The organism is Kitasatospora sp. NPDC086801 (genome assembly GCF_044745805.1).
GTDB lineage: Bacteria > Actinomycetota > Actinomycetes > Streptomycetales > Streptomycetaceae > Kitasatospora.
In genome coordinates this window covers 20,237-45,637 of record NZ_JBIVAX010000001.1, presented here as the reverse complement: position 1 = coordinate 45,637, position 25,401 = coordinate 20,237, and the positions used below count along the sequence as shown (strand labels likewise).

26 protein-coding genes are annotated in these 25,401 nt (G+C 73.0%); 21 read left to right on the top strand and 5 right to left on the bottom strand.

The window, feature by feature from the left end; all coding sequences use genetic code 11:
- The first annotated feature begins 22 nt into the window (after positions 1–22).
- The 6 genes from rplQ to glmM all read left to right on the top strand — a co-directional run bounded on the left by rplQ (position 23) and on the right by glmM (position 5,957).
- A complete protein-coding gene (gene rplQ, locus ACIPLC_RS00195) occupies positions 23–508 on the top strand; it encodes a 50S ribosomal protein L17 (protein WP_400469114.1) in 486 nt (161 codons plus the stop codon).
- Between the two features lie 76 nt (positions 509–584).
- The gene (truA, locus tag ACIPLC_RS00190; protein WP_400469111.1) at positions 585–1,496 is read left to right on the top strand and encodes a tRNA pseudouridine(38-40) synthase TruA; all 912 of its coding nucleotides are present in this window, start codon (positions 585–587) and stop codon (positions 1,494–1,496) included.
- A 41-nt stretch (positions 1,497–1,537) separates the two neighbouring features.
- On the top strand, positions 1,538–3,196 hold the full coding sequence (locus ACIPLC_RS00185) for an ABC-F family ATP-binding cassette domain-containing protein (RefSeq protein ID WP_400469108.1): 1,659 nt from the start codon (positions 1,538–1,540) through the stop codon (positions 3,194–3,196).
- Positions 3,197–3,429: 233 nt separating this feature from the next.
- Positions 3,430–3,873 (top strand): 50S ribosomal protein L13, encoded by a 444-nt coding sequence (rplM, locus tag ACIPLC_RS00180; protein ID WP_014136251.1) that lies wholly within the window; start codon positions 3,430–3,432, stop codon positions 3,871–3,873.
- Between the two features lie 45 nt (positions 3,874–3,918).
- Positions 3,919–4,428, top strand: coding sequence for a 30S ribosomal protein S9 (gene rpsI / locus ACIPLC_RS00175; protein WP_400469105.1), 510 nt, complete (start codon positions 3,919–3,921; stop codon positions 4,426–4,428).
- A 164-nt stretch (positions 4,429–4,592) separates the two neighbouring features.
- Positions 4,593–5,957 carry a phosphoglucosamine mutase gene (gene glmM, locus ACIPLC_RS00170; protein ID WP_400469102.1) on the top strand — a complete coding sequence of 455 codons (1,365 nt, stop codon included), beginning with the start codon at positions 4,593–4,595 and terminating at the stop codon, positions 5,955–5,957.
- A 58-nt stretch (positions 5,958–6,015) separates the two neighbouring features.
- On the opposite strand, the gene coaA is transcribed toward glmM, so the two are convergent.
- A complete protein-coding gene (gene coaA, locus ACIPLC_RS00165; RefSeq protein ID WP_400469099.1) occupies positions 6,016–7,011 on the bottom strand; it encodes a type I pantothenate kinase in 996 nt (331 codons plus the stop codon).
- Positions 7,012–7,110: 99 nt separating this feature from the next.
- Here coaA and glmS point away from each other — a divergent pair, with 99 nt between their 5' ends.
- Entirely contained in the window at positions 7,111–8,967 is a 1,857-nt protein-coding gene (glmS, locus tag ACIPLC_RS00160; protein WP_400469097.1) for a glutamine--fructose-6-phosphate transaminase (isomerizing), read from the top strand.
- Between the two features lie 38 nt (positions 8,968–9,005).
- On the opposite strand, the gene ACIPLC_RS00155 is transcribed toward glmS, so the two are convergent.
- Complete coding sequence (locus tag ACIPLC_RS00155; protein WP_400469094.1) at positions 9,006–9,563, bottom strand: Uma2 family endonuclease; 558 nt, start codon at positions 9,561–9,563, stop codon at positions 9,006–9,008.
- Positions 9,564–9,734: 171 nt separating this feature from the next.
- On the opposite strand from ACIPLC_RS00155, the gene ACIPLC_RS00150 reads away from it, so the two are divergent.
- The 5 genes from ACIPLC_RS00150 (at position 9,735) to ACIPLC_RS00130 (ending at position 14,707) form a co-directional block, all read left to right on the top strand.
- A complete protein-coding gene (locus ACIPLC_RS00150) occupies positions 9,735–11,210 on the top strand; it encodes an NAD(P)H-hydrate dehydratase (RefSeq protein ID WP_400469091.1) in 1,476 nt (491 codons plus the stop codon).
- Positions 11,211–11,401: 191 nt separating this feature from the next.
- Complete coding sequence (gene alr / locus ACIPLC_RS00145; RefSeq protein ID WP_400469088.1) at positions 11,402–12,601, top strand: alanine racemase; 1,200 nt, start codon at positions 11,402–11,404, stop codon at positions 12,599–12,601.
- Positions 12,598–13,800 (top strand): alpha/beta fold hydrolase, encoded by a 1,203-nt coding sequence (locus ACIPLC_RS00140; protein WP_400469085.1) that lies wholly within the window; start codon positions 12,598–12,600, stop codon positions 13,798–13,800. Before alr ends, ACIPLC_RS00140 begins: the two co-directional genes overlap by 4 nt.
- A 95-nt stretch (positions 13,801–13,895) precedes the next feature.
- Positions 13,896–14,393: a tRNA (adenosine(37)-N6)-threonylcarbamoyltransferase complex ATPase subunit type 1 TsaE gene (tsaE, locus tag ACIPLC_RS00135; RefSeq protein WP_400469082.1), complete on the top strand. Its 498-nt coding sequence runs from the start codon at positions 13,896–13,898 to the stop codon at positions 14,391–14,393.
- 119 nt (positions 14,394–14,512) lie between these two features.
- The gene (locus ACIPLC_RS00130) at positions 14,513–14,707 is read left to right on the top strand and encodes a hypothetical protein (protein ID WP_400469080.1); all 195 of its coding nucleotides are present in this window, start codon (positions 14,513–14,515) and stop codon (positions 14,705–14,707) included.
- Positions 14,708–14,713: 6 nt separating this feature from the next.
- On the opposite strand, the gene ACIPLC_RS00125 is transcribed toward ACIPLC_RS00130, so the two are convergent.
- Positions 14,714–15,331: a hypothetical protein gene (locus ACIPLC_RS00125; RefSeq protein WP_400469077.1), complete on the bottom strand. Its 618-nt coding sequence runs from the start codon at positions 15,329–15,331 to the stop codon at positions 14,714–14,716.
- Positions 15,332–15,436: 105 nt separating this feature from the next.
- On the opposite strand from ACIPLC_RS00125, the gene tsaB reads away from it, so the two are divergent.
- From tsaB to ACIPLC_RS00100, 5 genes are all read left to right on the top strand, one after another.
- Positions 15,437–16,093 (top strand): tRNA (adenosine(37)-N6)-threonylcarbamoyltransferase complex dimerization subunit type 1 TsaB, encoded by a 657-nt coding sequence (gene tsaB / locus ACIPLC_RS00120; RefSeq protein WP_400469074.1) that lies wholly within the window; start codon positions 15,437–15,439, stop codon positions 16,091–16,093.
- A 23-nt stretch (positions 16,094–16,116) separates the two neighbouring features.
- Positions 16,117–16,596, top strand: a complete 480-nt coding sequence (gene rimI, locus ACIPLC_RS00115; RefSeq protein WP_400470601.1) for a ribosomal protein S18-alanine N-acetyltransferase — start codon at positions 16,117–16,119, stop codon at positions 16,594–16,596.
- The gene (tsaD, locus tag ACIPLC_RS00110; RefSeq protein WP_400469071.1) at positions 16,589–17,695 is read left to right on the top strand and encodes a tRNA (adenosine(37)-N6)-threonylcarbamoyltransferase complex transferase subunit TsaD; all 1,107 of its coding nucleotides are present in this window, start codon (positions 16,589–16,591) and stop codon (positions 17,693–17,695) included. Before rimI ends, tsaD begins: the two co-directional genes overlap by 8 nt.
- Positions 17,692–17,952: a hypothetical protein gene (locus ACIPLC_RS00105; RefSeq protein ID WP_400469069.1), complete on the top strand. Its 261-nt coding sequence runs from the start codon at positions 17,692–17,694 to the stop codon at positions 17,950–17,952. Before tsaD ends, ACIPLC_RS00105 begins: the two co-directional genes overlap by 4 nt.
- An 80-nt stretch (positions 17,953–18,032) precedes the next feature.
- Positions 18,033–18,947 carry a polysaccharide deacetylase family protein gene (locus tag ACIPLC_RS00100; RefSeq protein WP_400469066.1) on the top strand — a complete coding sequence of 305 codons (915 nt, stop codon included), beginning with the start codon at positions 18,033–18,035 and terminating at the stop codon, positions 18,945–18,947.
- Positions 18,948–18,972: 25 nt separating this feature from the next.
- On the opposite strand, the gene ACIPLC_RS00095 is transcribed toward ACIPLC_RS00100, so the two are convergent.
- Positions 18,973–20,139, bottom strand: coding sequence for an SAM-dependent methyltransferase (locus tag ACIPLC_RS00095; RefSeq protein ID WP_400469064.1), 1,167 nt, complete (start codon positions 20,137–20,139; stop codon positions 18,973–18,975).
- A gap of 322 nt (positions 20,140–20,461) precedes the next feature.
- Between ACIPLC_RS00095 and groES the strand changes: the two genes are divergently transcribed.
- The 3 genes from groES to ACIPLC_RS00080 all read left to right on the top strand — a co-directional run bounded on the left by groES (position 20,462) and on the right by ACIPLC_RS00080 (position 23,642).
- Positions 20,462–20,767 carry a co-chaperone GroES gene (gene groES, locus ACIPLC_RS00090; RefSeq protein WP_014136232.1) on the top strand — a complete coding sequence of 102 codons (306 nt, stop codon included), beginning with the start codon at positions 20,462–20,464 and terminating at the stop codon, positions 20,765–20,767.
- A 116-nt stretch (positions 20,768–20,883) separates the two neighbouring features.
- Positions 20,884–22,515 carry a chaperonin GroEL gene (groL, locus tag ACIPLC_RS00085; protein WP_400469061.1) on the top strand — a complete coding sequence of 544 codons (1,632 nt, stop codon included), beginning with the start codon at positions 20,884–20,886 and terminating at the stop codon, positions 22,513–22,515.
- Positions 22,516–22,646: 131 nt separating this feature from the next.
- Positions 22,647–23,642 carry a LysR family transcriptional regulator gene (locus tag ACIPLC_RS00080; RefSeq protein ID WP_400469058.1) on the top strand — a complete coding sequence of 332 codons (996 nt, stop codon included), beginning with the start codon at positions 22,647–22,649 and terminating at the stop codon, positions 23,640–23,642.
- Between the two features lie 98 nt (positions 23,643–23,740).
- On the opposite strand, the gene ACIPLC_RS00075 is transcribed toward ACIPLC_RS00080, so the two are convergent.
- Complete coding sequence (locus ACIPLC_RS00075; RefSeq protein ID WP_400469056.1) at positions 23,741–24,067, bottom strand: WhiB family transcriptional regulator; 327 nt, start codon at positions 24,065–24,067, stop codon at positions 23,741–23,743.
- A gap of 561 nt (positions 24,068–24,628) precedes the next feature.
- Here ACIPLC_RS00075 and ACIPLC_RS00070 point away from each other — a divergent pair.
- On the top strand, positions 24,629–25,240 hold the full coding sequence (locus ACIPLC_RS00070) for a response regulator transcription factor (RefSeq protein ID WP_014136228.1): 612 nt from the start codon (positions 24,629–24,631) through the stop codon (positions 25,238–25,240).
- The last annotated feature ends 161 nt before the right edge of the window (positions 25,241–25,401 follow it).

Genomic DNA, 25,401 nt, shown 5'->3' with positions numbered 1-25,401 from the left:
TCGGAGATTCAAGGAGTCATCCATGCCGCGTCCCACCAAGGGTGCCCGCCTCGGCGGCGGCCCGCACCACGAGCCGCTGCTGCTCGCCGGTCTGTGCCGGGAGCTGTTCCAGTACGGCCGCATCACCACGACCGAGGCCAAGGCCCGTCGGATGCGCCCGCTGGCGGAGAAGCTGATCACCAAGGCGAAGAAGGGCGACATCCACAACCGTCGCCTGGTGCGCAAGACGATCACCGACATCGCCGTGCTGCACACCCTCTTCACCGAGATCGCGCCGCGCTACGAGAACCGCCCGGGTGGTTACACCCGTATCACCAAGATCGGTCCCCGTCGTGGCGACAACGCCCCGATGGCCGTGATCGAGCTGGTCGAGGCGCTGACCGTCGCGCAGACCGCCGTCGGCGAGGCCGAGGGCGCCACCAAGCGCGCCGTCAAGGAGGCCGACGCCAAGGTCGAGGCTCCGGCCGACGCCAAGGCCGACGAGGCCGCCGAGGCCGAGCAGGCCTGACACCGCTAGGTGTGGTCGCGGGCCCGCTCTCCCATCCGTGGGGGAGCGGGCCCGTTCCTTCTGTCTGGAGTGGATTGTGGTCAACGATTGCGCCGAGCAGCCGCCGGTGAAGGACGGCCCGGCCGACGGGTACGTCCGGGTCCGGCTCGATCTCGCCTACCAGGGCGCCGAGTTCTCCGGTTGGGCCCGCCAGCGCGGCGGCCGCCGGACGGTCCAGGAGGAGATCGAGACCGCGCTGCAGATCGTCACCCGCAGCCCCGAGTCGTTCCCGCTGACCGTGGCCGGGCGCACCGACGCCGGGGTGCACGCCCGCGGCCAGGTCGCGCACGTCGACCTGCCGGCCGAGCTGTGGGAGGCGCACCGCGAGAAGCTGCTGCGCCGGCTGGCCGGCCGACTGCCCGGGGACGTCCGGATCTACCGGGTCGGCGAGGCGCCGGCCGGGTTCGACGCCCGCTTCTCGGCGATCTGGCGCCGCTACGCCTACCGGGTCGCCGACCACCCCGGCGGGGTCGACCCGCTGCTGCGCGGGCACGTGCTCTGGCACGACCGCCCGCTGGACGTCGACCGGATGAACGAGGCCGCGAAGCTGCTGCTCGGCGAGCACGACTTCGCCGCGTACTGCAAGAAGCGCGAGGGCGCCACCACCATCCGCACCCTGCTGGAACTGCACTGGGACCGCGTCCCGGTGGACTCCTACGCCGCCCAGGAGGGCTCGCTGGCGGTCGCCACCGTCCGCGCCGACGCGTTCTGCCACAACATGGTCCGGGCGCTGGTCGGGGCGATGCTGCTGGTCGGCGACGGGCACCGGCCGGTGGAGTTCCCCGGCGAGGTGCTGGCCGGCGGGGTCCGCAACTCGGCCGTCAATGTGATCCGGCCGTACGGGCTCACCCTTGAGGAGGTCGGCTACCCGCCGGACGACCGGCTCGCCGAGCGGAACCGGCAGGCCAGGCGGATGCGCACACTGCCCGGTCAGCCGCCCGTCGCGTAATCCGTTTTGGCCGGGCGCGTCGGCTTGGGACAATCGTCCGCATGGGACACGTCGAGATTTCGCACCTGGAGTACTACCTGCCGGACGGGCGGGTGCTGTTCGACGACGCGTCCTTCCGGGTCGGTGAGGGCGCCGCGGTCGCCCTGGTCGGCGCCAACGGGGCCGGCAAGACCACCCTGCTGCGGATGATCGCGGGGGACCTCCAGCCGCACGGCGGCACGGTGACGATCAGCGGCGGGCTCGGCGTGATGCGCCAGTTCGTCGGCACCACCGGCCGCGAGGACGAGCGGGCCACCCCGGGTGCGCTGGCGTCGGACGCCTCGGTCCGCGACCTGCTGGTGTCCGTCGCCCCCGAGCGGATCGCCGTCGCCGCCCGTGCGGTGGACGCCGCCGAACTGGCGATGATCGCCCAGGACGACGAGAAGACCCAGATGGCCTACGCCCAGGCGCTCTCCGACTGGGCCGACGTCGGCGGCTACGACTACGAGACCGACTGGGACGTCTGCACCATGGCGGCCCTCGGGATGCCCTTCGACAAGGCCCAGTGGCGCGGCCTGAACACCCTCTCGGGCGGTGAGCAGAAGCGGCTCGTCCTGGAGGCGCTGCTGCGCGGCCCCGAGGAGGTGCTGCTGCTCGACGAGCCCGACAACTACCTGGACGTCCCGGCCAAGCGCTGGCTGGAGGAGGCCATCAAGGCCACCCCGAAGACGGTCCTGTTCATCTCGCACGACCGCGAGCTGCTGTCCCGCACCGCCGACAAGATCATCAGCGTCGAGACCGGCGCGGCCGGCAGCAGCGTCTGGGTGCACGGCGGCGGCTTCGCCACCTTCCACGAGGCCCGCAAGGCCCGCTTCGAGCGCTTCGAGGAACTGCGCCGCCGCTGGGACGAGGAGCACGCCAAGCTCAAGAAGCTGGTCGTCAACCTGCGCCAGGCCGCCTCCATCAGCCACGACATGGCCTCCCGCTACTCCGCCGCCCAGACCAGGCTGAAGAAGTTCGAGGACGCCGGCCCGCCGGAGGCGCCGCCGCGCGAGCAGAGCATCACCATGCGGCTCAAGGGCGGGCGGACGGGCGTCCGCGCCTTCACCGTGGAGCGGCTGGAGCTCACCGGCCTGATGAAGCCCTTCGACCTGGAGGTCTTCTACGGCGAGCGGGTCGGCGTGCTCGGCTCCAACGGCTCCGGCAAGTCGCACTTCCTGCGACTGCTGGCGGGCGACGGCAGCGTGGCGCACACCGGCAGCTGGAAGCTCGGCGCCCGGGTCGTCCCCGGCCACTTCCGGCAGACCCACGCCCACCCGGAGCTGTTCGGCCGGACGGTGCGCTCGATCATCGAGGAGGAGCACGCGCTCGGCCGGGGCGCCGCGATGAGCGCGCTGCGCCGCTACGAGCTGGACCGGCAGGAGGAGCAGCGGTTCGAGTCGCTGTCCGGTGGGCAGCAGGCCCGGCTGATGATCCTCAAGCTCGAACTCTCCGGCGTGACGGCCCTGTTGCTCGACGAGCCGACCGACAACCTGGACCTGGAGAGCGCCGAGGCGCTGCAGGCCGGGCTGGAGGCCTTCGACGGCACCGTGCTGTGCGTCACCCACGACCGCTGGTTCGCCAAGACCTTCGACCGCTTCCTGGTGTTCGGTGCGGACGGCCGGGTCTACGAGTCGCCCGAGCCGGTCTGGGACGTCAGCCGGGTGGAGCGCGAACGCTGAGTGGCGGGGTGGTCGGGTCAGCCGATTTTTGACCCCCACCCACTCGCCCGGTAACCTGGACGCTTGATGTGCGTATTGGCTCGCTCTATCTCACGTGAGAGGTCGGTACGCCGGAGACATCAGGTTCGACGACCAGCGGTCCCCCTTGAATTGCGTCCAAGGTTGGCCAGGCTGCTCTTCCGTCCCGGGTGCTCCTGTCAGGACTCACTCACTGAAAAGCGAAGGCTACGACCGTGCGTACGTACAGCCCCAAGCCCGGCGACGTCCAGCGTCAGTGGCACGTCATCGACGCGACCGACGTCGTGCTCGGCCGCCTGGCTTCCCAGGCCGCCAACCTCCTCCGGGGTAAGCACAAGGCGATCTACGCGCCGCACGTTGACACTGGTGACTTCGTCATCATCATCAACGCCGACAAGGTGCACCTGTCCGGTAACAAGAAGACCCAGAAGCTGGCCTACCGCCACTCGGGCTTCCCGGGCGGTCTGCGGTCGGTGCGCTACGACGACCTGCTGGCGAACAACCCGGAGAAGGCCGTCGAGAAGGCCATCAAGGGCATGGTTCCCAAGAACAGCCTGGGCCGCCAGATGCTCTCGAAGCTGAAGGTCTACTCGGGCGACCAGCACCCGCACGCTGCCCAGCAGCCGGTGCCGTTCGAGATCACCCAGGTCGCGCAGTAATTCGGCCACCAAGCCCCCCAACACTGAAAAGAGCTGAGGAACACCGTGGCCGAGACCACTGAAACCCTTGAGGTCGACTTCGACGAGGCCGTCGAGGCCGTCGAGGGCGAGTACACCTCCGAGGAGAGCTACACCTCCGAGTCCCTGGCCGGCCGCTTCGGCGAGGCCGTCCCCGGCGCAGGCCTCGGCCGTCGCAAGGAGGCGATCGCCCGCGTGCGCATCGTCCCCGGCACCGGCCAGTGGAAGATCAACGGCCGCACCCTGGAGGGCTACTTCCCCAACAAGGTGCACCAGCAGACCGTGAACGAGCCCTTCAAGCTCCTCGAGCTTGACGGCCGTTACGACGTCGTCGCCCGCATCTCCGGTGGCGGCGTCTCCGGCCAGGCCTACGCGCTGCGCCTCGGCGTGGCCCGTGCCCTGAACGAGGCCGACGTGGACAACAACCGCGCCGCCCTCAAGAAGGCCGGCTTCCTGATGCGTGACGCCCGCGCCGTCGAGCGCAAGAAGGCCGGTCTCAAGAAGGCCCGCAAGGCGCCGCAGTACAGCAAGCGCTAGTCGCTCCCTGGGGGTGCGGTCCGCCCTGGCGGCGCACCCCCTGGTTGCGCGAACCGTCGCCCCGGAGTACCACGTGTACTCCGGGGCGACGTGTTCCCCGGCTATCGTGCGGCGGCCGGGTGCCATCGGTTGGGTTCCGAGCAGTGGTGATGGAGGACGGGACAGTGGGACGACTCTTCGGTACGGACGGCGTGCGCGGGGTGGCCAACGAGGGCCTGACGGCCGAGCTGGCGCTCGGGCTGTCGGTCGCGGCGGCCCATGTGCTCGGCGAGGCCGGCGCCTTCGAGGGCCACCGGCCGGTCGCGGTGGTCGGCCGGGACCCGCGCGCCTCGGGCGAGTTCCTGGAGGCCGCCGTCATCGCCGGTCTGGCGAGTGCCGGCGTCGACGTGCTCCGGGTCGGCGTGCTGCCGACCCCGGCCGTCGCGTACCTCACCGGCGCGCTCGGCGCCGACTTCGGCGTGATGCTCTCCGCCAGCCACAACGCGATGCCCGACAACGGCATCAAGTTCCTCGCCCGCGGCGGCCACAAGCTGGACGACCGCATCGAGGACGCGATCGAGACCCACTACCGCACGCACACGCTCGGCGGCGAGGACTGGAACCGTCCGACCGGCGCCGCCGTCGGACGGGTGCGCGAGTACACCGAGGGCTTCGACAAGTACGTCGCCCACCTGATCGGCGTGCTGCCCAACCGCCTCGACGGCATCAAGGTCGTCATCGACGGCGCCCACGGCGCGGCCGCCTACGTGGCCCCCGAGGCCTTCGCCCGGGCCGGCGCCGAGGTCGTCCACACCCTGGGGGCGGAGCCCACCGGCCTCAACATCAACGACGGCGTCGGCTCCACCCACCTGGACCGGCTGCGGGCCGCCATGACGGAGTACCGCGCCGACCTCGGCATCGCCCTGGACGGCGACGCCGACCGCTGCCTGGCCGCCGACGCGGACGGCAACGAGGTGGACGGCGACCAGATCATCGCCATCCTGGCCGTCGCCATGAAGGACGCCGGCACCCTGCGCCGCAACACCGCGGTGGCCACCGTGATGTCCAACCTCGGCTTCAAGCTGGCGATGGAGCGCGAGGGCGTCGAGCTGGTGGAGACCGCCGTCGGCGACCGCTACGTGCTGGAGGCGATGAAGGAGCACGGCTTCGCGCTGGGCGGCGAGCAGTCCGGCCACGTCATCCTGCTCGACCACGCCACCACCGGCGACGGCACCCTGACCGGCCTCATGCTGGGCGCCCGGCTGGCCGCCACCAAGCAGCCGCTGGCCGACCTGGCCGCCGTGATGACCCGTCTGCCGCAGCAGCTGATCAACGTCAAGGGCGTCGACAAGAGCCGGGTGAACACCAGCGTCGAGCTGGCCGCCGCGGTCGCCGGGGCCGAGGCCGAACTGGGCTCCACCGGCCGGGTGCTGCTGCGCTCGTCCGGCACCGAGCCGCTGGTCCGGGTCATGGTCGAGGCCGCCGACCCGGTGCAGGCCGAGGCCGTCGCGCAGCGGCTGGCCGAGGCCGTGCGGACGCACCTGGGCTGAGCCCGGCACGACGGAAGGGGCCCCCACCGCAGCGGGGGCCCCTTCCGTCGTGTTGGTGTCAGAGCTTGCGCAGCAGCGCCCGGCGGACCTTGTGGTCCGCCCCCTTCTGGAGGATCAGGGTGGCCCGGCCGCGGGTCGGCAGGACGTTCTCCAGCAGGTTCGGCTTGTTGATGGTGCGCCAGACCTGACGGCCGTACTCCATCGCCTCCTCCTCCGGCACCTCGGTGAAGCGGCGGAAGTAGGAGTTCGGGTCCTGGAAGGCGGTCTGCCGGAGCTTGCGGAAGCGGTCCAGGTACCAGTGCTCGATGTCGTCGGTGCGGGCGTCGACGTAGATCGAGAAGTCGAAGTAGTCGGCCACCGCCAGACGGGTGCGCCCGTCGGAGCCGGGCAGGGCCGGCTGGAGCACGTTCAGGCCCTCGACGATCAGGATGTCCGGGCGCTCCACGGTGAGCCGCTCGCCCTGCACGATGTCGTACACCAGGTGCGAGTACACCGGCGCGGTGACCCGCTCCTTGCCCGCCTTCACGTCCGCGACGAAGCGCGTCAGTGCCCGGCGGTCGTACGACTCCGGGAAGCCCTTGCGGGCCATCAGGCCGCGGCGGCGCAGCTCGGCGTTGGGCAGCAGGAAGCCGTCCGTGGTCACCAGTTCGACCCGGGGGTGCTCGGGCCAGCGGGCGAGCAGGGCCTGCAGCAGGCGGGCGGTGGTCGACTTGCCGACCGCGACCGAGCCGGCCACGCCGATGATGAACGGGGTGCGGGTGCGCTCGGTGTCCGGGGTGTCCAGGAACGTGCCCAGCGTGCCGCGCAGCTCGTGCGTGGCGTGGATGTACAGGTTCAGCAGCCGGGACAGCGGCAGGTAGACGTCGCGGACCTCGTCCAGGTCGAGGGCGGTACCGAGGCCACGTAGCCGTTCCACCTCCTCGGCGGTCAGCGGCAGCGGCGTACGCTCGCGCAGTGCGCTCCACTCGGCCCGGCTGAGGTCGACGTAGGGGGACGGCGACGGGCCGGGCGTGGCGGCGCCCCGCGTACAGAGTTCGGTCAGCACATGCTCCATTGTGAGCCGTGGCGGCGTTCACCGTGGTTGTGGTGTCGGTCACGCACTGTTCGCGGGAATCGGGAAAAGGGGCTCAGAACCGCCCTTATGCTGGCACGCATGTGCGGAATTGTTGGATACGTGGGCGCGCAGTCCGCCCTCGACGTAGTAATCGCAGGCCTGCAGCGACTGGAGTACCGGGGCTACGACTCGGCCGGTGTCGCGGTGCAGGCGCAGGACTCCGACGGGCAGTGGAGTCTGGTCACCGACAAGCGGGCCGGCAAGCTCGCCAACCTGGAGAAGTCGCTCGCCGAGACCCCTCTGCCCGGCGGCACCACCGGCATCGGCCACACCCGCTGGGCCACCCACGGCGGCCCGACGGACGCCAACGCCCACCCCCACCTGGACGACCACCTCCGGGTGGCCGTGGTGCACAACGGCATCATCGAGAACTTCGCCCAGCTGCGCGCCGAGATCGCCGAGCGCGGCCACACCCTCCGCTCCGAGACCGACACCGAGGTCGTCGCCCACCTGCTCGGCGAGGCCTACGAGGGTGACCTCGCGCAGGCCATGCGGGTGGTCTGCGGCCGCCTCGACGGCGCCTTCACCCTCGTCGCCGTGCACGCCGACGCGCCGGACGTGGTCGTCGGCGCCCGCCGCAACTCGCCGCTGGTGGTCGGGCGCGGAGAGGGCGAGAACTTCCTCGCCTCCGACGTCGCCGCGTTCATCGCGCACACCCGCGAGGCCGTCGAGCTGGGTCAGGACCAGGTCGTCGAACTGCGCCGGGACGGCGTCACGGTGACCAACTTCGACGGCACCCCGGCCGACGTGCGCGAGTACCACGTCGACTGGGACGCCTCGGCCGCCGAGAAGGGCGGCTACGACTACTTCATGCTCAAGGAGATCGCCGAGCAGCCGAAGGCCGTCGCCGACACCCTGCTCGGCCGGATCGGCACCGACGGCCGGCTCACCCTCGACGAGCTGCGCATCTCCGACGCCGACCTGCGCTCGGTCGACAAGGTCGTCATCGTCGCCTGCGGCACCGCCTTCCACGCCGGCATGATCGCCAAGTACGCGATCGAGCACTGGACCCGCATCCCCTGCGAGGTCGAGGTCGCCTCCGAGTTCCGCTACCGCGACCCGATCATGGGCCCGGGCACGCTGGTCATCGCCATCTCCCAGTCCGGCGAGACCATGGACACCCTGATGGCCCTGAGGCACGCCCGCGAGCAGGGCGCCAAGGTGCTGGCGATCTGCAACACCAACGGGTCCACCATCCCGCGCGAGTCGGACGCGGTGCTGTACACCCACGCCGGCCCCGAGGTCGCCGTCGCCTCCACCAAGGCGTTCCTGACCCAGCTGGTCGCCTGCTACCTGGTCGCCCTCTACCTGGGCCAGGTGCGCGGCACCAAGTGGGGCGACGAGATCTTCGCGGTCATCAAGGAGCTCAGCGACGCGCCCAAGCAGGTCGAGCAGGTCCTGGAGACCATGGAGCCGGTGCGCGAGCTGGCCCGCTCGCTCGCCGACGCCCGCTCGGTGCTGTTCCTCGGCCGTCACGTCGGCTTCCCGGTGGCCCTGGAGGGCGCGCTCAAGCTCAAGGAGCTGGCGTACATGCACGCCGAGGGCTTCGCGGCGGGCGAGCTCAAGCACGGTCCGATCGCGCTGATCGAGGAGGGGCTGCCGGTCGTCGTGGTCGTTCCCTCGCCGCGCGGGCGGTCGATCCTGCACGACAAGATCGTCTCCAACATCCAGGAGATCCGGGCCCGTGGCGCCCGCACCATCGTGATCGCCGAGGAGGGCGACGAGGCGGTCGTCCCGTACGCGGACCACCTGATCCGCATCCCGGTCACCCCGACCCTGCTCCAGCCGCTGGTCTCCACCGTGCCGCTCCAGGTCTTCGCGTGCGAGCTGGCGACGGCCAAGGGCCACGAGGTCGACCAGCCGCGAAACCTGGCCAAGTCGGTCACCGTCGAGTAGTCGACCGGTCGGCCCGGTGCCCCTGCGGTGGCTGCGTCCTACCGCAGGGGCGCCGTGTCGAGCGTGAAGGAGAAGGGGGCGGGCAGGTCGATCGGCTTGCCGAACTCGACCTGCGTGCGGGTGATGTAGTCCTCGCTCTCGGGTTTGGTGAACAGCGTGACCATGCCCTCGCTGCGGTCGATCAGCAGGTAGCACGGGATGCCGGCGGCGGCGTAGCCGCGGCGCTTGGGTTCGCGGTCCTTGTACGGGTTGGTCGAGGTGATCTCGAAGACCAGCAGGACTCCCGTGGCGGAGGCCCAGGAGTCAGCGTGCTCGAAATGGCCGACCGGGCTCAGGGTTCCGTCGGGGATGAACCGACCCTTGGGTGTGATCAGTCCCTTGTTGCCGGAGATGTCCAGCTCGATCTCGACCTTGCGCATGAACTGCCGGTTGAGTAGCGAGAACGCGGTTTCGTGGGCCCCGTCCGGTGGTGGCGCGACGACGATTTCCCCTTCGATGAGCTCTGCCTTGTAGCCGGGCGGGGTGTCCAACTCCAGGAACGCCTGGATGAGGTCGTCCCGGCCTCGCGGGCCCTCGACAGCTGGCATGGCGACCATGGCCCTTCTCCCTCCTGTGGGTCCGTGCCGAGCCACAAGGTAGGCGTGCGGACCGCCACCGGCGGGGGATCGAAGTGGTTGTCACTCGAAAGTGTCCCGCAGCTCGGCCTGCCGTGGGGCGGTGGCGCGGGCTAGCGTCGGCGGTACGTCGACTGCTGAAGGAGCCCTCGCATGCGTCATGCCCATCGGGTGGAAGTCGTCCGGGCCGCCGAGGCCGAGCTGATGGCGCGGCTGCCGGAGGGGACGCTGATGCAGCGGGCGGCCGCCGGGCTGGCGGCGACCTGCGCCCGGCTGCTGGCGGGGCGTCGGGGGCGGGTGTACGGCAGTCGGGTGGTGGTGCTGGCCGGCAGCGGGGACAACGGGGGTGACGCCCTGTACGCCGGGGCGGCGCTGGCCCGGCGGGGCGCGCGGGTGACGGCGGTGCTGCTCGTGCCGGAGCGTGCGCACGCGGGCGGGCTGGCCGCGGTGCGGGCTTCCGGCGGGCGGGTGGTGCTGGATCAGGAAGTCGGCCTGGCCGACTTCTCGCGCGCCGACCTGGTGCTGGACGGCATCGTCGGCATCGGGGGCCGGGGCGGGCTGCGGGCCGGGGCCCGGCCGTACGCGCGGGCCGGGCGGCGCGGGGTCGTGGTGGCCGTGGACCTGCCCAGCGGGGTGGACGCCGACACCGGCGAGGTGCCGGGCGAGGCGCTGCGCGCGGACGTCACGGTCTGCTTCGGCACGTACAAGCCGGGCCTGCTGGTCGACCCGGGGGCCTCGTACGCGGGCGCCGTCCAGCTGGTCGGGATCGGACTGGAGCCGCCCGCGCCGGACGTGACGGCCCTGCAGCACGCGGACGTGGCGGCGCTGCTGCCGCTGCCGGGCGCCGAGAGCGACAAGTACCGGCGGGGCGTGGTCGGGGTGGCGGCCGGTTCGGCGGCGTACCCGGGCGCGGCGCTGCTGGCGGTCGCCGGGGCGCTGCGCGGTGGCGCGGGCGCCGTCCGGTACGTCGGCACGGCGGCCGAGGAGGTGGTGCGGCGCTTCCCGGAGGCGCTGGTCACCGAGGGCGGGCCGGCCGGGGCCGGGCGGGTGCAGGCCTGGGTGGTCGGGCCGGGCGGCGGCGAGGGGGCGCGGCAGGCGCTGGCCGAGGCGCTGTCGAGCGACGTCCCGGTACTGGTGGACGCGGACGGGCTGACCGAGCTGGCCCGGCTCGGCCCGGGCGCGCTGGCCGGCCGGACGGCCCCCACCCTGCTCACCCCGCACACCGGCGAGGCCGCCCGGCTGCTCGCGGGCGCCGACGGCACCGCGCCGCCGCCCGCCGACTCGCTGGCCGCCGCCCGGCTGGCCACCGCGCGCCGACTGGCGGCCGACTACCGGGCGACGGTCCTGCTCAAGGGCTCCACGACCGTGATCGCCGACCCGGGCGGCGCCGTCCGGGTCAACCCGACCGGCACGTCCTGGCTGGCCACCGCCGGCAGCGGCGACGTCCTGGCGGGCCTGGCGGGCTCCCTGCTGGCGGCCGGCCTGTCACCGCTGGACGCCGCCTCCGTGGGTGCCTACCTGCACGGCCTGGCGGGCCGCCACGCGGCGGGCGCCCCGGGCGCGCCGGTGACGGCGCTGGCGGTGGCGCAGGCGCTGCCCGCGGTGTGGCGGGCGGTGCGGGAGGCGTAGCCGGGGCGTCGGCCGACGGGCGGGGCGGGAGGCGCGGCCGGGGCGGAACCGATCGGTCCTCCGTGGGCGTCCGGAACAGGGTGACGAGCGGTTCGCCGCAGGTCGGCGCGGTTCCGGGGGCCCGGGCACCGCGCCGCCGCACCGACGGGCCGTTCGGCGAGGACTCCGGGATGTCTGGGAGACTGACCCTGATGACAACTGCGAACACGACCGGCACGGCCACCCTGACCGACGGCGCACGGGCCGAGGCGACCATCGACTTGGCCGCCCTGCGCGGCAACCTCGCCGCGCTGCGCGAGCGCGTCGGCAGCTCGGCGGTGATGCTCGCGGTCAAGGCGGACGCCTATGGCCACGGCGCCGTCGAGTGCGCCCGCGAGGCGGTCGCGAACGGGGTCGGCTGGCTCGGCTGCGCGACGCCCGAGGAGGCGCTGGCGCTGCGGGCCGCGGGCATCCGCCCGGAGCAGGCCCGCGTCCTGTGCTGGCTGTGGACGCCGGGCGGGCCGTGGCGGGAGGCGCTGCGCGCGGACGTCGATGTCTCGGTGAGCGGTCAGTGGGCGCTGGACGAACTGCTGCCGGCCGTCCGGGAGACCGGCATCCCGGCCCGGGTGCACCTGAAGGCGGACACCGGTCTGGGCCGCAACGGCTGCCAGCCGCACGACTGGCCGCACCTGGTGGCCGCCGCCCGCCGCGCCGAGGCCGAGGGGCTGCTGACCGTGGTCGGTGTCTGGTCGCACTTCGCCGCCGCCGACGAGCCGGGCCACCCGTCGATCCAGGCCCAGCTGGACTCCTTCCACGCGGCGCTGGCCGGGGCCGAGGCCGCCGGGCTGCGCCCGGAGGTGCGGCACCTGGCGAACTCGCCGGCCACCCTGCTGCTGCCGCAGTCGCACTTCGACCTGGTCCGCACCGGCCTGGCCGCGTACGGGCTGTCGCCGGTGCCGCAGGTCGGGTCGCCGGCCGACTTCGGGCTGCGCCCGGTGATGGCGCTGACCGCGCGGCTGGCGCTGGTCAAACACGTTCCGGGCGGGCACGGGGTCAGCTACGGCCACCACTACGTGACGCCGGGCCCGACCACACTGGGCCTGGTCCCGGTCGGCTACGGCGACGGCGTCCCGCGGCACGCCAGCGGCACCGGCCCGGTGCAGATCGGCGGCAAGTGGCGCACGGTCGCCGGCCGGGTGGCGATGGACCAGTTCGTCGTGGACCTGGGCGGGGACACCCCCGCGATCGGCGACGAGGTGCTGCTGTTCGGCAACGGGGAGCAGGGCGAGCCGACCGCCGAGGACTGGGGCCGGGCCTGCGGCACCATCTCGTACGAGATCGTGACCCGGATCGGCGCCCGGGTCCCGCGCCGCTACCTGGGCGGCAGCCGCACCGAGGGTCCGGACGCATGACGGAGGGACCGGCCGAGAGTGGCCCGGCCGCGGCGGTGGCCAAGGCGGTCGGCGCGGCCGGCGCGGCCTCCGGGGTGAGCCGGGCCGGCGTGATCGGGATCTCGGTCGGCGTGCTGGCGGCCGGGGCGGCCGCCGGGGTGGCGATCGAGCGGCTGACCGTCGGCCGGGCGACCCGCCGCCGGGCCCGGGACGAGCTGGACGCCGAGGCCCCGTACGGCTCGCTGCGCGGGCGCCCGCGGACGGTGGCCGCGCCGGACGGCACCGAGCTGTACGTCGAACTGGACGGCACCGGGTCCGAGCCGGACGGCGACACCCCCGGCGCCGAGCCGCTGACCGTGGTGTTCTGCCACGGCTACTGCCTCAACCAGGACAGCTGGCACTTCCAGCGGGCCGCGCTGCGCGAGGGCCTGCGGCTGGTCTTCTGGGACCAGCGCAGCCACGGCCGCTCCGAGCGCTCCCGCTCCTACCTGGCCGGCGAGCCGGCCAGCATCGACCAGCTGGGAGGCGACCTCAAGGCGGTGATCGACGCCGTCGCGCCGACCGGGCCGCTGGTGCTGGTGGGTCACTCGATGGGCGGCATGACGGTGATGGCGCTGGCCGACCAGCACCCGGAGCTGTTCCGGGAGCGGGTCGCCGGGGTGGCGCTGATCGGCACGCTGGCGGGGGACTGGAACGAGGTCAGCCTCGGGCTGCCGTCGGCCGGCGCGAAGCTGTTCAAGAAGGTCGCGCCCGGGGTGATGCGGGTGCTGGGCCGTCAGGTCGAGCTGGTGGAGGCGACCAGGCGGCTGGGTGCGGACGTCACCGCCGTCTTCTACCGGAGGTTCTCCTTCGGCGGGAGGGACGTCGACCCGGGCGTGGTGCGGTTCGCCGAGCAACTGCTGGACGCCACCCCGATCGACGTGGTCGCCGAGTTCTACCCGGTGTTCGGCACCCACGAGAAGTACGCGGCGCTCGCCGCCCTGCGCGGCCTGCCGACGCTGGTGCTGGCCGGTACGAAGGACCTGCTGACGCCGTCGGCGCACAGCGAGGCGATGGCCGAGCGGCTGTCCGGCGCGGAGCTGGTCCTGGTGGAGGGCGCCGGGCACCTGGTGATGCTGGAGCGCCCGGAGTTGGTCGACCACGAGCTGGTGGCGCTGCTGCGCCGGGCCGCCGACTTCGCCGCCGCCGCGCCGCCCCCGGCGGTCCTGGACGGCCCCTGACCCCGCCCGGCGCGCGCCGGGTCGGCGATGTGGCACGGTAGCGGGGGCGGCCGGCGGTCGGCGCGCCGGTACGGACCGAAGGGCAAGACACGCGCATGGGCTCGCACGCCACTCTCACCGTCCCCACCCCGGAGCGGATGGGCCGGCTCGGCCGGGAGCTGGCCGCACTGCTGCGGCCCGGGGACCTGGTGCTGCTCTCCGGTGAACTGGGGGCGGGGAAGACCACGCTGACCCGGGGCCTGGGGGAGGGGCTGGGGGTCCGCGGGGCGGTGACCTCGCCGACCTTCGTGATCGCCCGGGTGCACCCGTCGCTGGTCGGCGGCCCGGCGCTGGTGCACGTGGACGCGTACCGGCTCGGCGGGGACCTGGACGAGATGGAGGACCTCGACCTGGACGTCTCGCTGCCGGAGTCGGTGGTCGTGGTCGAGTGGGGCGAGGGCAAGGTCGAGCGGCTGTCCGAGGACCGGCTGGAGGTGCGGATCGAGCGCGCTCTCGGCGACACCGCCGACGAGGACGACCTGGACCCGCGCCGGGTGGTGCTGACCGGCGTCGGCCCGCGCTGGGCGGGTGTCGCGCTGGAGGCGCTCGGCTGAGGCGCGCACCCGGGCCGTGCGCCGTTTTTGCCGACAGGCTGTCGGGAAGTGTTGCGGGCGGGGTGCCGGGCGTGGTGGGATGGGTGCTGCGGTTAGGTCTGCCTAACTAGGGAGGCGCCATGTCGAGCACCACCCCCGCCCCGAAGCGCGCCGGGCACGGCGCCGGGGCCGGAGAGTCCGCCCGCCGCGCCCAGGGGGCGCCGATGCGGGCACTGCTGGCCGCCTGTGCGGCCGCCGAGGCGGTGTCCACCCCGCCCGAGCCGGAGCCCCGGCGGGCCGAGGAGCCGGAGCCGGGCACGCCCCGCGCGGCCTGACCCGCCTCAGGCGACCACGACCACCTTGGTGCCGTTCGGCGCGAAGTCCCAGAGCAGCTGGCCCTCGGGGCGGCCGCTGCGGATGCCGCCGGTCTTGGCGTTCGAGTCGGCGGTCGGGGTGGCGCCGTCCACGGCGGCGCTGAAACCGAACACCACGCCGTTCTGCTGCGCGAAGCGCACCACGTGCTCGATCTGCCGACCGTCCGTCCCGGTGGTCGACGGGGTGCGGCTGTAGACCGAGTAGCTGCCCGGGGCCGGCTCGACCGAGCCCGGGGTGACCGCGAAGCCGGGCGCGACCTGCGGGCTCTTCTTCGGGTCGACCAGCCAGACGTAGTGGCTGCCGATCGAGTAGACCACCCGCGTCCCGCTGCCCGAGGTGGCCGGCAGCGGCGGGACCGTCGGGGTGGCCGAGGCGCTCGGCGTCGCGGAGGCGGCCGGCCCGCTGGACGTCGTGGTGCTGGCGACCGGCTTGGCGCCGCCCGCCCGGTCCTGAGCGCCGTTGGCCTGGAAGGCCAGCAGGCTCACCACCGCCAGGGCCCCCAGGGTCAGCCCCGTGACCACCACACCAGGACCCATCTTCGCCACGTGCCGCTCCCGCCGCCGTCCCTTTACGTACGGCCCCATCGTGCCAGGTTCGCCCGGCCGGGTCGCGGCGCCCCGGATGTGTGTTCCCGGGTGGCACGCCCGGCCGATCAGCCGGTCGGCCCAACGTCGGTCTAACCTTGACCCGTGCTGCTGCTCGCGTTCGACACCGCTACCCCCGCCGTCACCGCCGCCGTCCACGACGGCACGGCCGTCCTCGCCGAGACCCACCAGGTCGACGCCCGGCGCCACGGCGAACTGCTCCTGCCCGCGATCGACCAGGTCCTGCGGGCGGCCGGCGTCGACAAGCATCGGCTCACCGGCATCGCGGTGGGCGTCGGTCCGGGCCCGTACACCGGCCTGCGGGTCGGCCTGGTGACCGCCGCCGCGCTCGGCCACGCCCTCGGGCTGCCGGTGCACGGCGTCTGCACCCTGGACGCGATCGCCCACCAGGCCCGTGCCGAAGGCCTGGCCGGGCAGCCGTTCACGGTGGCCACCGACGCGCGCCGCAAGGAGGTCTACTGGGCCTCCTACGACGCCGACGGCCACCGCACCGAGGGCCCCGGCGTGGACCGCCCCGCCGAGCTGGCCCCGCCGTCGCGGTCGGTCGGCGCCGGCGCGCTGCTCTACCCCGAGAGCTTCCCCGGTGCGCACGGCCCCGCGCACGTGTCGGCCGGCGCCCTGGCGAGCTTCGCCGCCGCCGAGCTGGCGGCCGGCCGCCAGCTGCTGCCGAACGTCCCGCTGTACCTGCGCCGTCCGGACGCCCAGGTCCCCGCGGGCTACAAGGCGGTGCTCCCGGCGTGAAGCACGGCACCACCCTGCGCCCGATGCGCTGGTGGGACATCGCGCCGGTGATGGAGCTGGAGCTGCGGCTCTTCCCCGAGGACGCCTGGTCCACCGGGATGTACTGGTCCGAGCTGGCCGAGACCCACCCCGGCGGCACCCGCCACTACACCGTCGCCACCGGCGCGGACGGCGCCATCGTCGGCTACGCCGGGCTGATGGCGATCGCCGGCGAGGGCGACGTCCAGACCATCGCCGTCGACCAGCGCCACCAGGGCGCCGGCCTCGGCGCGGCGCTGCTCACCGACCTGATCCGGGAGGCCGCCCGGCGCGGCTGCGCCGAACTGCTGCTGGAGGTGCGGGTGGACAACCCGCGCGCCCAGCAGCTGTACGAGCGCTTCGGCTTCCACCCGGTGGGCATCCGGCGCGGCTACTACCAGCCCGCCAACGTCGACGCGCTGGTGATGCGCCTCGACCACCCCAGCACTGACCCGAAGGACCTTAAGGACACCCGCCATGGCTGACGAACCGCTCGTCCTCGGCATCGAGACCTCCTGCGACGAGACCGGCGTCGGCATCGTGCGCGGCACCACGCTGCTGGCCGACGCGGTCGCCTCCAGCGTCAACGACCACGCCCGCTTCGGCGGCGTCGTTCCGGAGATCGCCAGCCGCGCCCACCTGGAGGCGATGGTCCCGACCATTCAGCGCGCCCTGGACACCGCCGGTGTCAAGGCGAGCGACCTGGACGGCATCGCCGTCACCGCCGGCCCCGGCCTGGCCGGCGCGCTGCTCGTCGGCGTCAGCGCCGCCAAGGCGTACGCCTGGGCGCTGGACAAGCCGCTGTACGGGGTCAACCACCTCGCCTCGCACATCTGCGTCGACCAGCTGGAGCACGGCCGGCTGCCCTCGCCGACGATGGCGCTGCTGGTCTCCGGCGGGCACTCCTCGCTGCTGCTCAGCGAGGACATCACCAGCGACGTCCGCCCGCTCGGCGCGACCATCGACGACGCGGCCGGCGAGGCCTTCGACAAGGTCGCCCGGGTGCTCGGCCTGGGCTTCCCGGGCGGCCCGGTGGTCGACCGCACCGCCCGCGAGGGCGACCGCAAGGCGATCGCCTTCCCGCGCGGCCTGAGCGGCCGCAACGACCCCGCGTACGACTTCTCCTTCTCCGGCCTGAAGACCGCCGTCGCCCGCTGGGTGGAGGCCAAGCGCCGGGCCGGCGAGGAGGTGCCGATCGCCGACGTGGCGGCGTCCTTCCAGGAGGCCGTCACCGACGTGCTTACCCGCAAGGCCGTCAAGGCGTGCAAGGACAACGGCGTCGACCACCTGATGATCGGCGGCGGGGTGGCCGCCAACTCGCGGCTGCGCGAGATGGCCCAGCAGCGCTGCGACCGGGCCGGCATCCGGTTGCGGGTGCCCCGGCCGGGCCTGTGCACCGACAACGGCGCGATGGTGGCCGCGCTGGGCTCCGAGATGGTGTGGCGCGACCGCACGCCGTCCGCGCTCGACCTGTCCGCCGACTCCTCGCTGCCGGTGACCGAGGCGCACGTGCCGGCCGCGGACGTCCGGCACGGCGACGTCCACGGCCAGGCGTACCAGGCCCTCACCGGTGGCGCCGAGTGACCGTCGCCGCGATGTGGGAGGCCCGCGCCGTCGCCGGCCGTGGGGCCGAACTCGCCTCCTGGGTACGGGAGGTGGCGCTGCCGTCGGTGCGCGGCTCGGCCGGGCTGGTCCGCACCGAGCTGCTCGGCGCGCCCGGCGAACGCGTGCTGCTGATCACCTGGTGGACCGGCGAGCCGGTGCCGGTCGCCGACCCGCCGGCCGACCTGCTCGGCCGCCCGGTGCACCGCTGGTCCTTCACCAGCGAGCACGTCGAATAGGCACTGTCCGGGAACCGCCACCCCGACCGCTACCGTGCATAGCTGAGAAGAAGCTGGACGGGAACCGGGAGCGCGCTGCGGTGAACAGGGACGGTCGGAGCAGGACCAGGACGTACGCGGTGGGGGCGCTGGCCCTGCTGGCCCTGGCCACCGGATGCGGCGACAACGGGGGCGGCGCCGCTCCGGCGGCGGCCGGCGGCAGCTCGGCGGCCACCCCCCAGCCCACCGGCGGCGGCGCCGTGCCGACCAGCCCGACCGGCACGCCCACCACCCCGGCCCCGGCCGGCGGGGACGCGGCGGCCTGGGCGAAGTGGAACCTCAAACCGCTGGCGCCGGCTCCCGCGCCGCCCGCGGACAAGCCCATCAAGCTCGAACGGACCGGCCCCGTACCGGTGTTCAGCGATGTGAAGACGAGCGACAAGGTCGTCTTCATCACCATCGACGACGGTGCCGAGAAGGACCCGAAGTTCGTTGAGATGCTGACCGAGCTCAAGGTGCCGATCTCGATGTTCCTGACCCGGGACATCGTCAAGAACGACTACGGCTACTTCAAGCCGCTCCAGGCGCTCGGCAACCACATCCAGAACCACACCGTGGACCACCCGGTGATGAGCAAGATCCCGGCGGAGAAGCAGAAGTCCGAGATCTGCGACGCGCAGTCCGCGCTCACCCAGCAGTACGGCACCGCCCCGTTGCTGTTCCGCCCGCCCTTCGGGGACGGCGCCAACACCCCGACGCTGAACAACTCGGTCCAGCAGTGCGGTCCGCGCGCGATGGTGCTCTGGCGCGAGTCGATGCAGATCCACGACATGCAGTACCAGGCGGCGGACAAGAAGCTGAAGTCCGGCGACATCATCCTGGCGCACTTCCGCGGCCCGAAGGAGCTCAAGGGCGCCACGATGACCCAGATGTTCGGCGACCTGCTGGCCCGGATCCAGGAGCAGGGCTTCTCGGTGGCCCGGTTGGAGGACTACATCCAGGCGCCCGCCTCGTAGTCCGGGCGCCCGCCGCGCAGCCGCCTCAGACGGGCCGGCCGAGCATCATCAGCGGCCCGTTGTCGGTGCGGCTGAGGATCACCGTGACGGCGTTCGGCCCGGAGGGCTTGAGCTGGCGGCGCAGCTCCTCCGGGGTGATCGCCATCCCGCGCTTCTTGATCACCACCGTGCCGACCCCGCGCTCGCGCAGCAGCGCCTTCAGCCGCTTGATGTGGAACGGCAGCACGTCGGTGAGCTCGAAGGCGTGCGCGTACGGGGTGGCCACCAGCTCGTCCGAGGTCAGGTAGGCGATCTTCGGGTCGATCAGCCGGCCGCCCACCTGCTCGGCCACCTCGGCCACCAGGTGGGCCCGGATCACCGCGCCGTCCGGCTCGTACAGGTAGCGCCCGACCGGGCCGGCCGGCGGGTCGGGCAGGTCGCCGCCGGTGAGGCTGGCGGCCTGCGGCAGCAGGGTGGCGCGGTGCGGGCGGGCGGCCCCGGTGCCGAACCAGAGCACCGCCTCCTTCACGTCGCCGTGGTCGGAGACCCACTCCGCCTCGGCGTCGGCCGGGACGGCCTCGTGCGGGATGCCCGGGGCCACCTTCAGCGCGCCGATCGGGGTCCGGCGGCCGGCCTCGATCGCCCAGGAGAGCGGCGGGGCGTACGCCTCCGGGTCGAACACCCGGCCGCGCGCCGTCCGCCGCGCCGGGTCGGTGAACACCGCGTCGTAGCCGGTGACGTCCACCTCGGCGACGTCTGCGCAGCGCACCTCGACCAGGTCGGCCAGGCCCAGCGCGGCCGCGTTGGCGGCGGTGGCGGCGCAGGCCGCCGGGTCCTTGTCGACGGCCAGCACCTCGATCCCGGCCCGGGCCAGCGCCAGCACGTCCCCGCCGATGCCGCAGCACAGGTCGGCCAGCCGGCGGACGCCCAGCCCGGCGAAGCGGCGCGCCCGCCACTCGGCCACGCTGCGCCGGGTGGACTGCTCGACGCCGTTGGGCGTGAAGTACATCAGGTCGGCGTCCGCCCCGAACTTCGCCCGCGCCCGCTGCCGCAGCCGGGCCTGCCCGAACGCCGCCGACACCAGCTCGGCCGGGTGCTCCCGCCGCAGCCTGGTGGCCAGTGCCAGCTCCTCCTCGGGCGTGAACTCGCGCAGCTCGGCGAGCAGGGCCTGGCCCTCGGGGGTCAGCAGGGGCTGGAGGTTCTCGGTGTCCACGGGGCCATTCTGGCGGGTCGGCGGCCCCGTCCGGCCCGCCGGTGCCGGCGCGGACGGGCCGGGTCGCGACTCACGGCGGGAGCCCGCCCGGGGGCGGGGCGGTCGCACAGGAGTGCGGCCACGCGCCCGCGGTTGCGGGATGCCCGGGCGCGCCGTTGGCACTCTGGTTGACTGAGTGCTAACACCGGCCTATGGTCGTCCTTGGCACTCCCCACTGGGGGAGTGCTAACGCGAAGACGTGTGCCTGACCCCCGCGACGGCAGGCCCACAGGTTCGCTCCTACCCGTTAGAAACCCCGTAATCTCCGAAGGGGAGCTCGGACGTGACCACCAGCAGCAAGGTTGCCATCAAGCCGCTTGAGGACCGCATTGTGGTCCAGCCGCTCGACGCCGAGACCACCACGGCCTCCGGCCTGGTTATCCCGGACACCGCCAAGGAGAAGCCCCAGGAGGGCGTCGTCCTGGCCGTCGGCCCGGGCCGCTTCGAGGACGGCCAGCGTCTGCCGCTCGACGTCGCCGTCGGTGACATCGTCCTGTACTCGAAGTACGGCGGCACCGAGGTGAAGTACCAGGGCGAGGAGTACCTGGTTCTTTCCGCTCGCGACGTTCTCGCCATCATCGAGAAGTAAGTCGTTCCGACCCGCCCCGGATCCGTGTCCCAAGTGACAGGGGCCCGGGGCGTGGTTGTTGGTTCACGTAGTCCGGCGGCCGGTGGGTCGGCCGCAGCCCCGAGGGAATAGGGAACATGGCGAAGATCCTGCAGTTCGACGAGGACGCCCGCCGCTCGCTGGAGCGCGGTGTCAACAAGCTGGCCGACACCGTCAAGGTGACCATCGGCCCCAAGGGCCGCAACGTCGTCATCGACAAGAAGTTCGGCGCCCCGACCATCACCAACGACGGTGTCACCATCGCCCGTGAGGTCGAGCTGGACGACCCGTACGAGAACCTTGGCGCGCAGCTCGTCAAGGAGGTCGCCACCAAGACCAACGACGTCGCGGGCGACGGCACCACCACCGCCACCGTGCTGGCCCAGGCCCTGGTCAACGAGGGTCTGCGCAACGTCGCCGCCGGTGCCGGCCCGGCCGCCCTGAAGAAGGGCATCGACAAGGCCGTCGCCGCCGTCTCCGAGCACCTGCTCTCGGTGGCCCGCGAGATCGAGGGCAAGGACGACGTCGCCGCCGTCGCGTCCCTCTCCGCCCAGGACACCCAGGTCGGCGAGCTGATCGCCGAGGCGATCGACAAGGTCGGCAAGGACGGTGTCATCACCGTCGAGGAGTCGAACACCTTCGGCGTGGAGCTGGACTTCACCGAGGGCATGCAGTTCGACAAGGGCTACCTGTCGCCGTACTTCGTCACCGACGCGGAGCGGCAGGAGGCGGTCCTGGAGGACCCGTACATCCTGATCAACCAGGGCAAGATCTCCTCCATCCAGGAGCTGCTGCCGCTGCTGGAGAAGATCCTCCAGGGCGGTGCCTCCCGGCCGCTGCTGATCATCGCCGAGGACGTCGACGGCGAGGCGCTGTCCACCCTCGTGGTGAACAAGATCCGCGGCACCTTCAACGCGGTCGCCGTCAAGGCCCCGGGCTTCGGCGACCGCCGCAAGGCGATCCTCGGCGACCTGGCCACCCTGACCGGCGGCACGGTCATCTCCGAGGAGGTCGGCCTCAAGCTCGACCAGGTCGGCGTGGACGTGCTGGGCACCGCCCGCCGCGTGACCATCACCAAGGACGAGACCACCGTCGTCGACGGTGCCGGTGACGCCGAGGCCGTGGCCGGCCGCGTCGCCCAGATCAAGGGTGAGATCGCCGCCACCGACTCCGACTGGGACCGCGAGAAGCTGCAGGAGCGCCTGGCCAAGCTGGCCGGCGGCGTCTGCGTCATCAAGGTCGGCGCCGCCACCGAGGTGGAGCTGAAGGAGCGCAAGCACCGCCTGGAGGACGCCATCTCGGCGACCCGCGCCGCGGTCGAGGAGGGCATCGTCGCCGGTGGTGGCGCCTCCCTGGTGCACGCCGCCAAGGTGCTGGACGGCGGCCTGGGCCTGGAGGGTGACGAGGCGACCGGTGTCGCGGTGGTCCGCAAGGCGCTGCACGAGCCGCTGCGCTGGATCGCCCAGAACGCCGGCCTGGAGGGCTACGTCATCACCTCCAAGGTCGCCGAGCTGGAGCCCGGCCAGGGCTTCAACGCGGCCACCGGCGAGTACGGCGACCTGGTGAAGGCCGGCGTCATCGACCCGGTCAAGGTCACCCGTTCCGCCCTGGAGAACGCGGCCTCGATCGCCTCCCTGCTGCTCACCACCGAGACCCTCGTGGTGGAGAAGAAGGAGGAGGAGGCCGACGGCGGTCACGGCCACTCCCACGGTCACGGCCACTCGCACTGACGCCTGACGGTCGATCGGAGGCCCGGTCCGCGCCCCTCGGGGTGTGGCCGGGCCTCCGGCGTGTCCGGCGTTTGAGGCTTCAATCATCAGCAGAATTTTGCCATTGGCAAAGATTGCCTTATAACTGAGGCATGATCGAGGCCCGTCACCTGCGCGTCCTGCGTGCCGTCGCCCGCACCGGCTCCTTCTCCGCCGCCGCCCGCGAGCTGGGCTGTACGCAGCCCGCCATCAGTCAGCAGATGAAGGCCCTGGAGAAGTCGGTGGACACCCCGCTGGTGGTCCGCTCCGGCCGGGGCATGCAGCTCAGCGAGGCGGGGCGGGTCCTGCTCAAGCATGCCACCGGGATCCTGGCCGGGCTCTCCGCCGCCGAGGAGGAGATCGCCGCGATCGCCGGGCTGCGGGCCGGGCGGGTGCGGCTGGTCTCCTTCCCGACCGCGAGTTCCACCCTGGTGCCGCCCGCGGTCGCCCGGCTGCGGGACAGCCATCCGGGGGTGCGCGTGTCGCTGGTCGAGGCGGAGCCGCCGGAGTCGCTGGCGATGCTGCGCGGCGGCGAGTGCGAGATCGCGCTGGCCTTCCGCTACCCGCAGTCCGACGGCGGCGCCGCGCTGCCGGCGCCCGCGCACGGGACGCCGCGCGAGGCGCGGGCCGAGGCCAACCTGGAGGCGCAGCAGCTGAGCGCCGGCTCCGACTGGTCCGATCTGGTGGTCACCCCGCTGCTGGACGACCCGCTGGTGGGCCTGCTGCCCGCCGCGCACCGGCTGGCGGGGCGGGACAGGCCGGTGGAGCTGGCCGAGCTGGCGGGGGAGCAGTGGATCGCCGGCTGCCCGCAGTGCCGGGGGCACCTGGTGGAGCTGTGCGCGGGGGCGGGTTTCGAGCCCCGGATCGACTTCGCGACCGACGACTATCCGGCGGTGGTCGGCCTGGTGGCGGCCGGGCTGGGGGTGGCGGTGCTGCCCCGGCTGGCGCTGGAGTCGGTGCGCCCGGACGGGGTGTCGACGGTGCCGGTGCGGACGGCTGCGGGGGCGCCGGCGCTGCGGCAGGTGGTCGCGCTGACCCTGCCGGATCTGGCCGAGGTGCCGGCCGTGGCGCTGATGCTGGAGCGGCTGGCGGGGTCTGCCGGCCGCTGACCTCTGGGGCGCGAGGGGCCTGAGGGCCCCGAACGGGGCTCGGACAGCCTGAGGCGCCACGAAGAAACGTTTCTTCACGGCGCGCCGTGGAGGCGGGGCTAGCGCTGTGCGACCGCCGGCGGGGTCAGCGGGACCTCCACCAGCCGGTGCCGCGAGCGCCCCAGCATCTCCTCGCGCTCGTCCTCGGTCATCCCGCCCCAGACGCCGTACGGCTCGCGGACCGCCAGCGCGTGCGCCGCGCACTCGGTGATCACCGGGCAGCGCATGCAGACCTCCTTGGCACTGGCCTCGCGTGAACTCCGCGCGGCCCCGCGTTCGCCCTCGGGGTGGAAGAAGAGCGAGCTGTCCACGCCACGGCAGGCTGCGGAGAGCTGCCAGTCCCAGAGGTCCGCGTTGGGACCGGGGAGGCGGGAGAAATCTGCCATGGCTCATTCCCTTCAGAGGCTCGTCGGCCGTGGGCCGGCGCTCAGCGGGCTGCTGCTGGGCGGCGCGGCGGGGCGTCGATGCACTGGTGTGGACACCTGGAAATATGACTTACGGCAACTCCATGGACAAGTCACCCACAGAGTGGCACAACAGTCAATGACCATACGAAAGCTATAAAAACGGGCAAAGTGGGCAAGGGGTTCGGCGGGCGCGGGCGTGGCATTCGGGTGGCCGACGGGCGCGCGACGCTCCGCATCGGTGTGCGGGTCGTGCGCCGACCGCGCGCGAGCTGGGCAAAAGTGCGGCGTGTGCACCGCGATGCGGCTGATCGGTAATGGGTTGGCCACGTACAGTGGTGGAGATGGCCCCGAAGGCCGTAACTCATTCGAGTGACGGTCGTTGGAAGTGCGGAGGCGGTTAGCGGGCGCCGGACGTCGGGAACGATCGCGGGGAATTTGAGGCGATCAGCACGGACTCTGTCGCCGATCGGCCGTGTCGGAGAGGTTCGTACCAGCCAGGAGGCTCAACGTGACGCGGATCAGCTGCGGAGGACGACGGTCATGACTTCCGTTCTCGTTTGCGACGATTCCCCGCTCGCCCGCGAGGCGCTTCGCCGCGCGGTCGCGACCGTACCCGGTGTGGACCGGGTCACCACCGCGACGAACGGGGAGGAGGTCCTCCGCCGCTGGGTGGCCGACCGCTCCGATCTCGTTCTGATGGACGTCCGGATGCCCGGCCTCGGCGGGGTCGAGACGGTCCGGCGGCTGCTGTCCGCCGATCCGGGCGCGCGGATCATCATGCTCACCGTCGCCGAGGACCTCGACGGGGTCGCGCTCGCGGTGGCCGCGGGCGCCCGCGGGTACCTGCACAAGGACGCCTCGCGCGCCGAACTGCGGGCCACCGTCACCCAGGCCCTCGCCGACCCGACCTGGCGGCTCGCCCCCCGCCGGCTGCGCAGCCCCGACATGGGCGCGGCGCCCACGTTGACGGCGCGTGAGATCCAGGTGCTGGAGGGCATGAGCCACGGTCGCAGCAACGCCGAGATCGGCCGCGAGCTGTTCCTGTCCGAGGACACCGTCAAGACCCACGCCCGACGGCTGTTCAAGAAGCTCGGGGCCTCCGACCGCGCGCACGCGGTGGCGCTGGGTTTCCGCTGGGGCCTGGTCCGCTGACCGCCGGTGCCGCCGCCGGCTGCGGTGCGCCGCCGGCGGTTCCCGGGACGGACGCCGTCCGGGCGTGTGACGTTACGGTCCCGAGGTTGCACCATGGAGGAGTGGAGCACCTCGGGGACCAGCGGACAGGCACTGCGGCGAACCACACGGCCGCAGGACAC

Coding starts and splice junctions, on each gene's coding strand:
- rplQ (WP_400469114.1), top strand. CDS start 23: ATGCCGCGTCCCACCAAGGGTGCCCGCCTCGGCGGCGGCCCGCACCAC.
- ACIPLC_RS00185 (WP_400469108.1), top strand. CDS start 1,538: ATGGGACACGTCGAGATTTCGCACCTGGAGTACTACCTGCCGGACGGG.
- coaA (WP_400469099.1), bottom strand. CDS start 7,011: ATGGAGCATGTGCTGACCGAACTCTGTACGCGGGGCGCCGCCACGCCC.
- glmS (WP_400469097.1), top strand. CDS start 7,111: ATGTGCGGAATTGTTGGATACGTGGGCGCGCAGTCCGCCCTCGACGTA.
- ACIPLC_RS00155 (WP_400469094.1), bottom strand. CDS start 9,563: ATGGTCGCCATGCCAGCTGTCGAGGGCCCGCGAGGCCGGGACGACCTC.
- ACIPLC_RS00150 (WP_400469091.1), top strand. CDS start 9,735: ATGCGTCATGCCCATCGGGTGGAAGTCGTCCGGGCCGCCGAGGCCGAG.
- alr (WP_400469088.1), top strand. CDS start 11,402: ATGACAACTGCGAACACGACCGGCACGGCCACCCTGACCGACGGCGCA.
- ACIPLC_RS00140 (WP_400469085.1), top strand. CDS start 12,598: ATGACGGAGGGACCGGCCGAGAGTGGCCCGGCCGCGGCGGTGGCCAAG.
- tsaE (WP_400469082.1), top strand. CDS start 13,896: ATGGGCTCGCACGCCACTCTCACCGTCCCCACCCCGGAGCGGATGGGC.
- ACIPLC_RS00130 (WP_400469080.1), top strand. CDS start 14,513: ATGTCGAGCACCACCCCCGCCCCGAAGCGCGCCGGGCACGGCGCCGGG.
- ACIPLC_RS00125 (WP_400469077.1), bottom strand. CDS start 15,331: ATGGGGCCGTACGTAAAGGGACGGCGGCGGGAGCGGCACGTGGCGAAG.
- rimI (WP_400470601.1), top strand. CDS start 16,117: ATGCGCTGGTGGGACATCGCGCCGGTGATGGAGCTGGAGCTGCGGCTC.
- tsaD (WP_400469071.1), top strand. CDS start 16,589: ATGGCTGACGAACCGCTCGTCCTCGGCATCGAGACCTCCTGCGACGAG.
- groL (WP_400469061.1), top strand. CDS start 20,884: ATGGCGAAGATCCTGCAGTTCGACGAGGACGCCCGCCGCTCGCTGGAG.
- ACIPLC_RS00080 (WP_400469058.1), top strand. CDS start 22,647: ATGATCGAGGCCCGTCACCTGCGCGTCCTGCGTGCCGTCGCCCGCACC.
- ACIPLC_RS00075 (WP_400469056.1), bottom strand. CDS start 24,067: ATGGCAGATTTCTCCCGCCTCCCCGGTCCCAACGCGGACCTCTGGGAC.
- ACIPLC_RS00070 (WP_014136228.1), top strand. CDS start 24,629: ATGACTTCCGTTCTCGTTTGCGACGATTCCCCGCTCGCCCGCGAGGCG.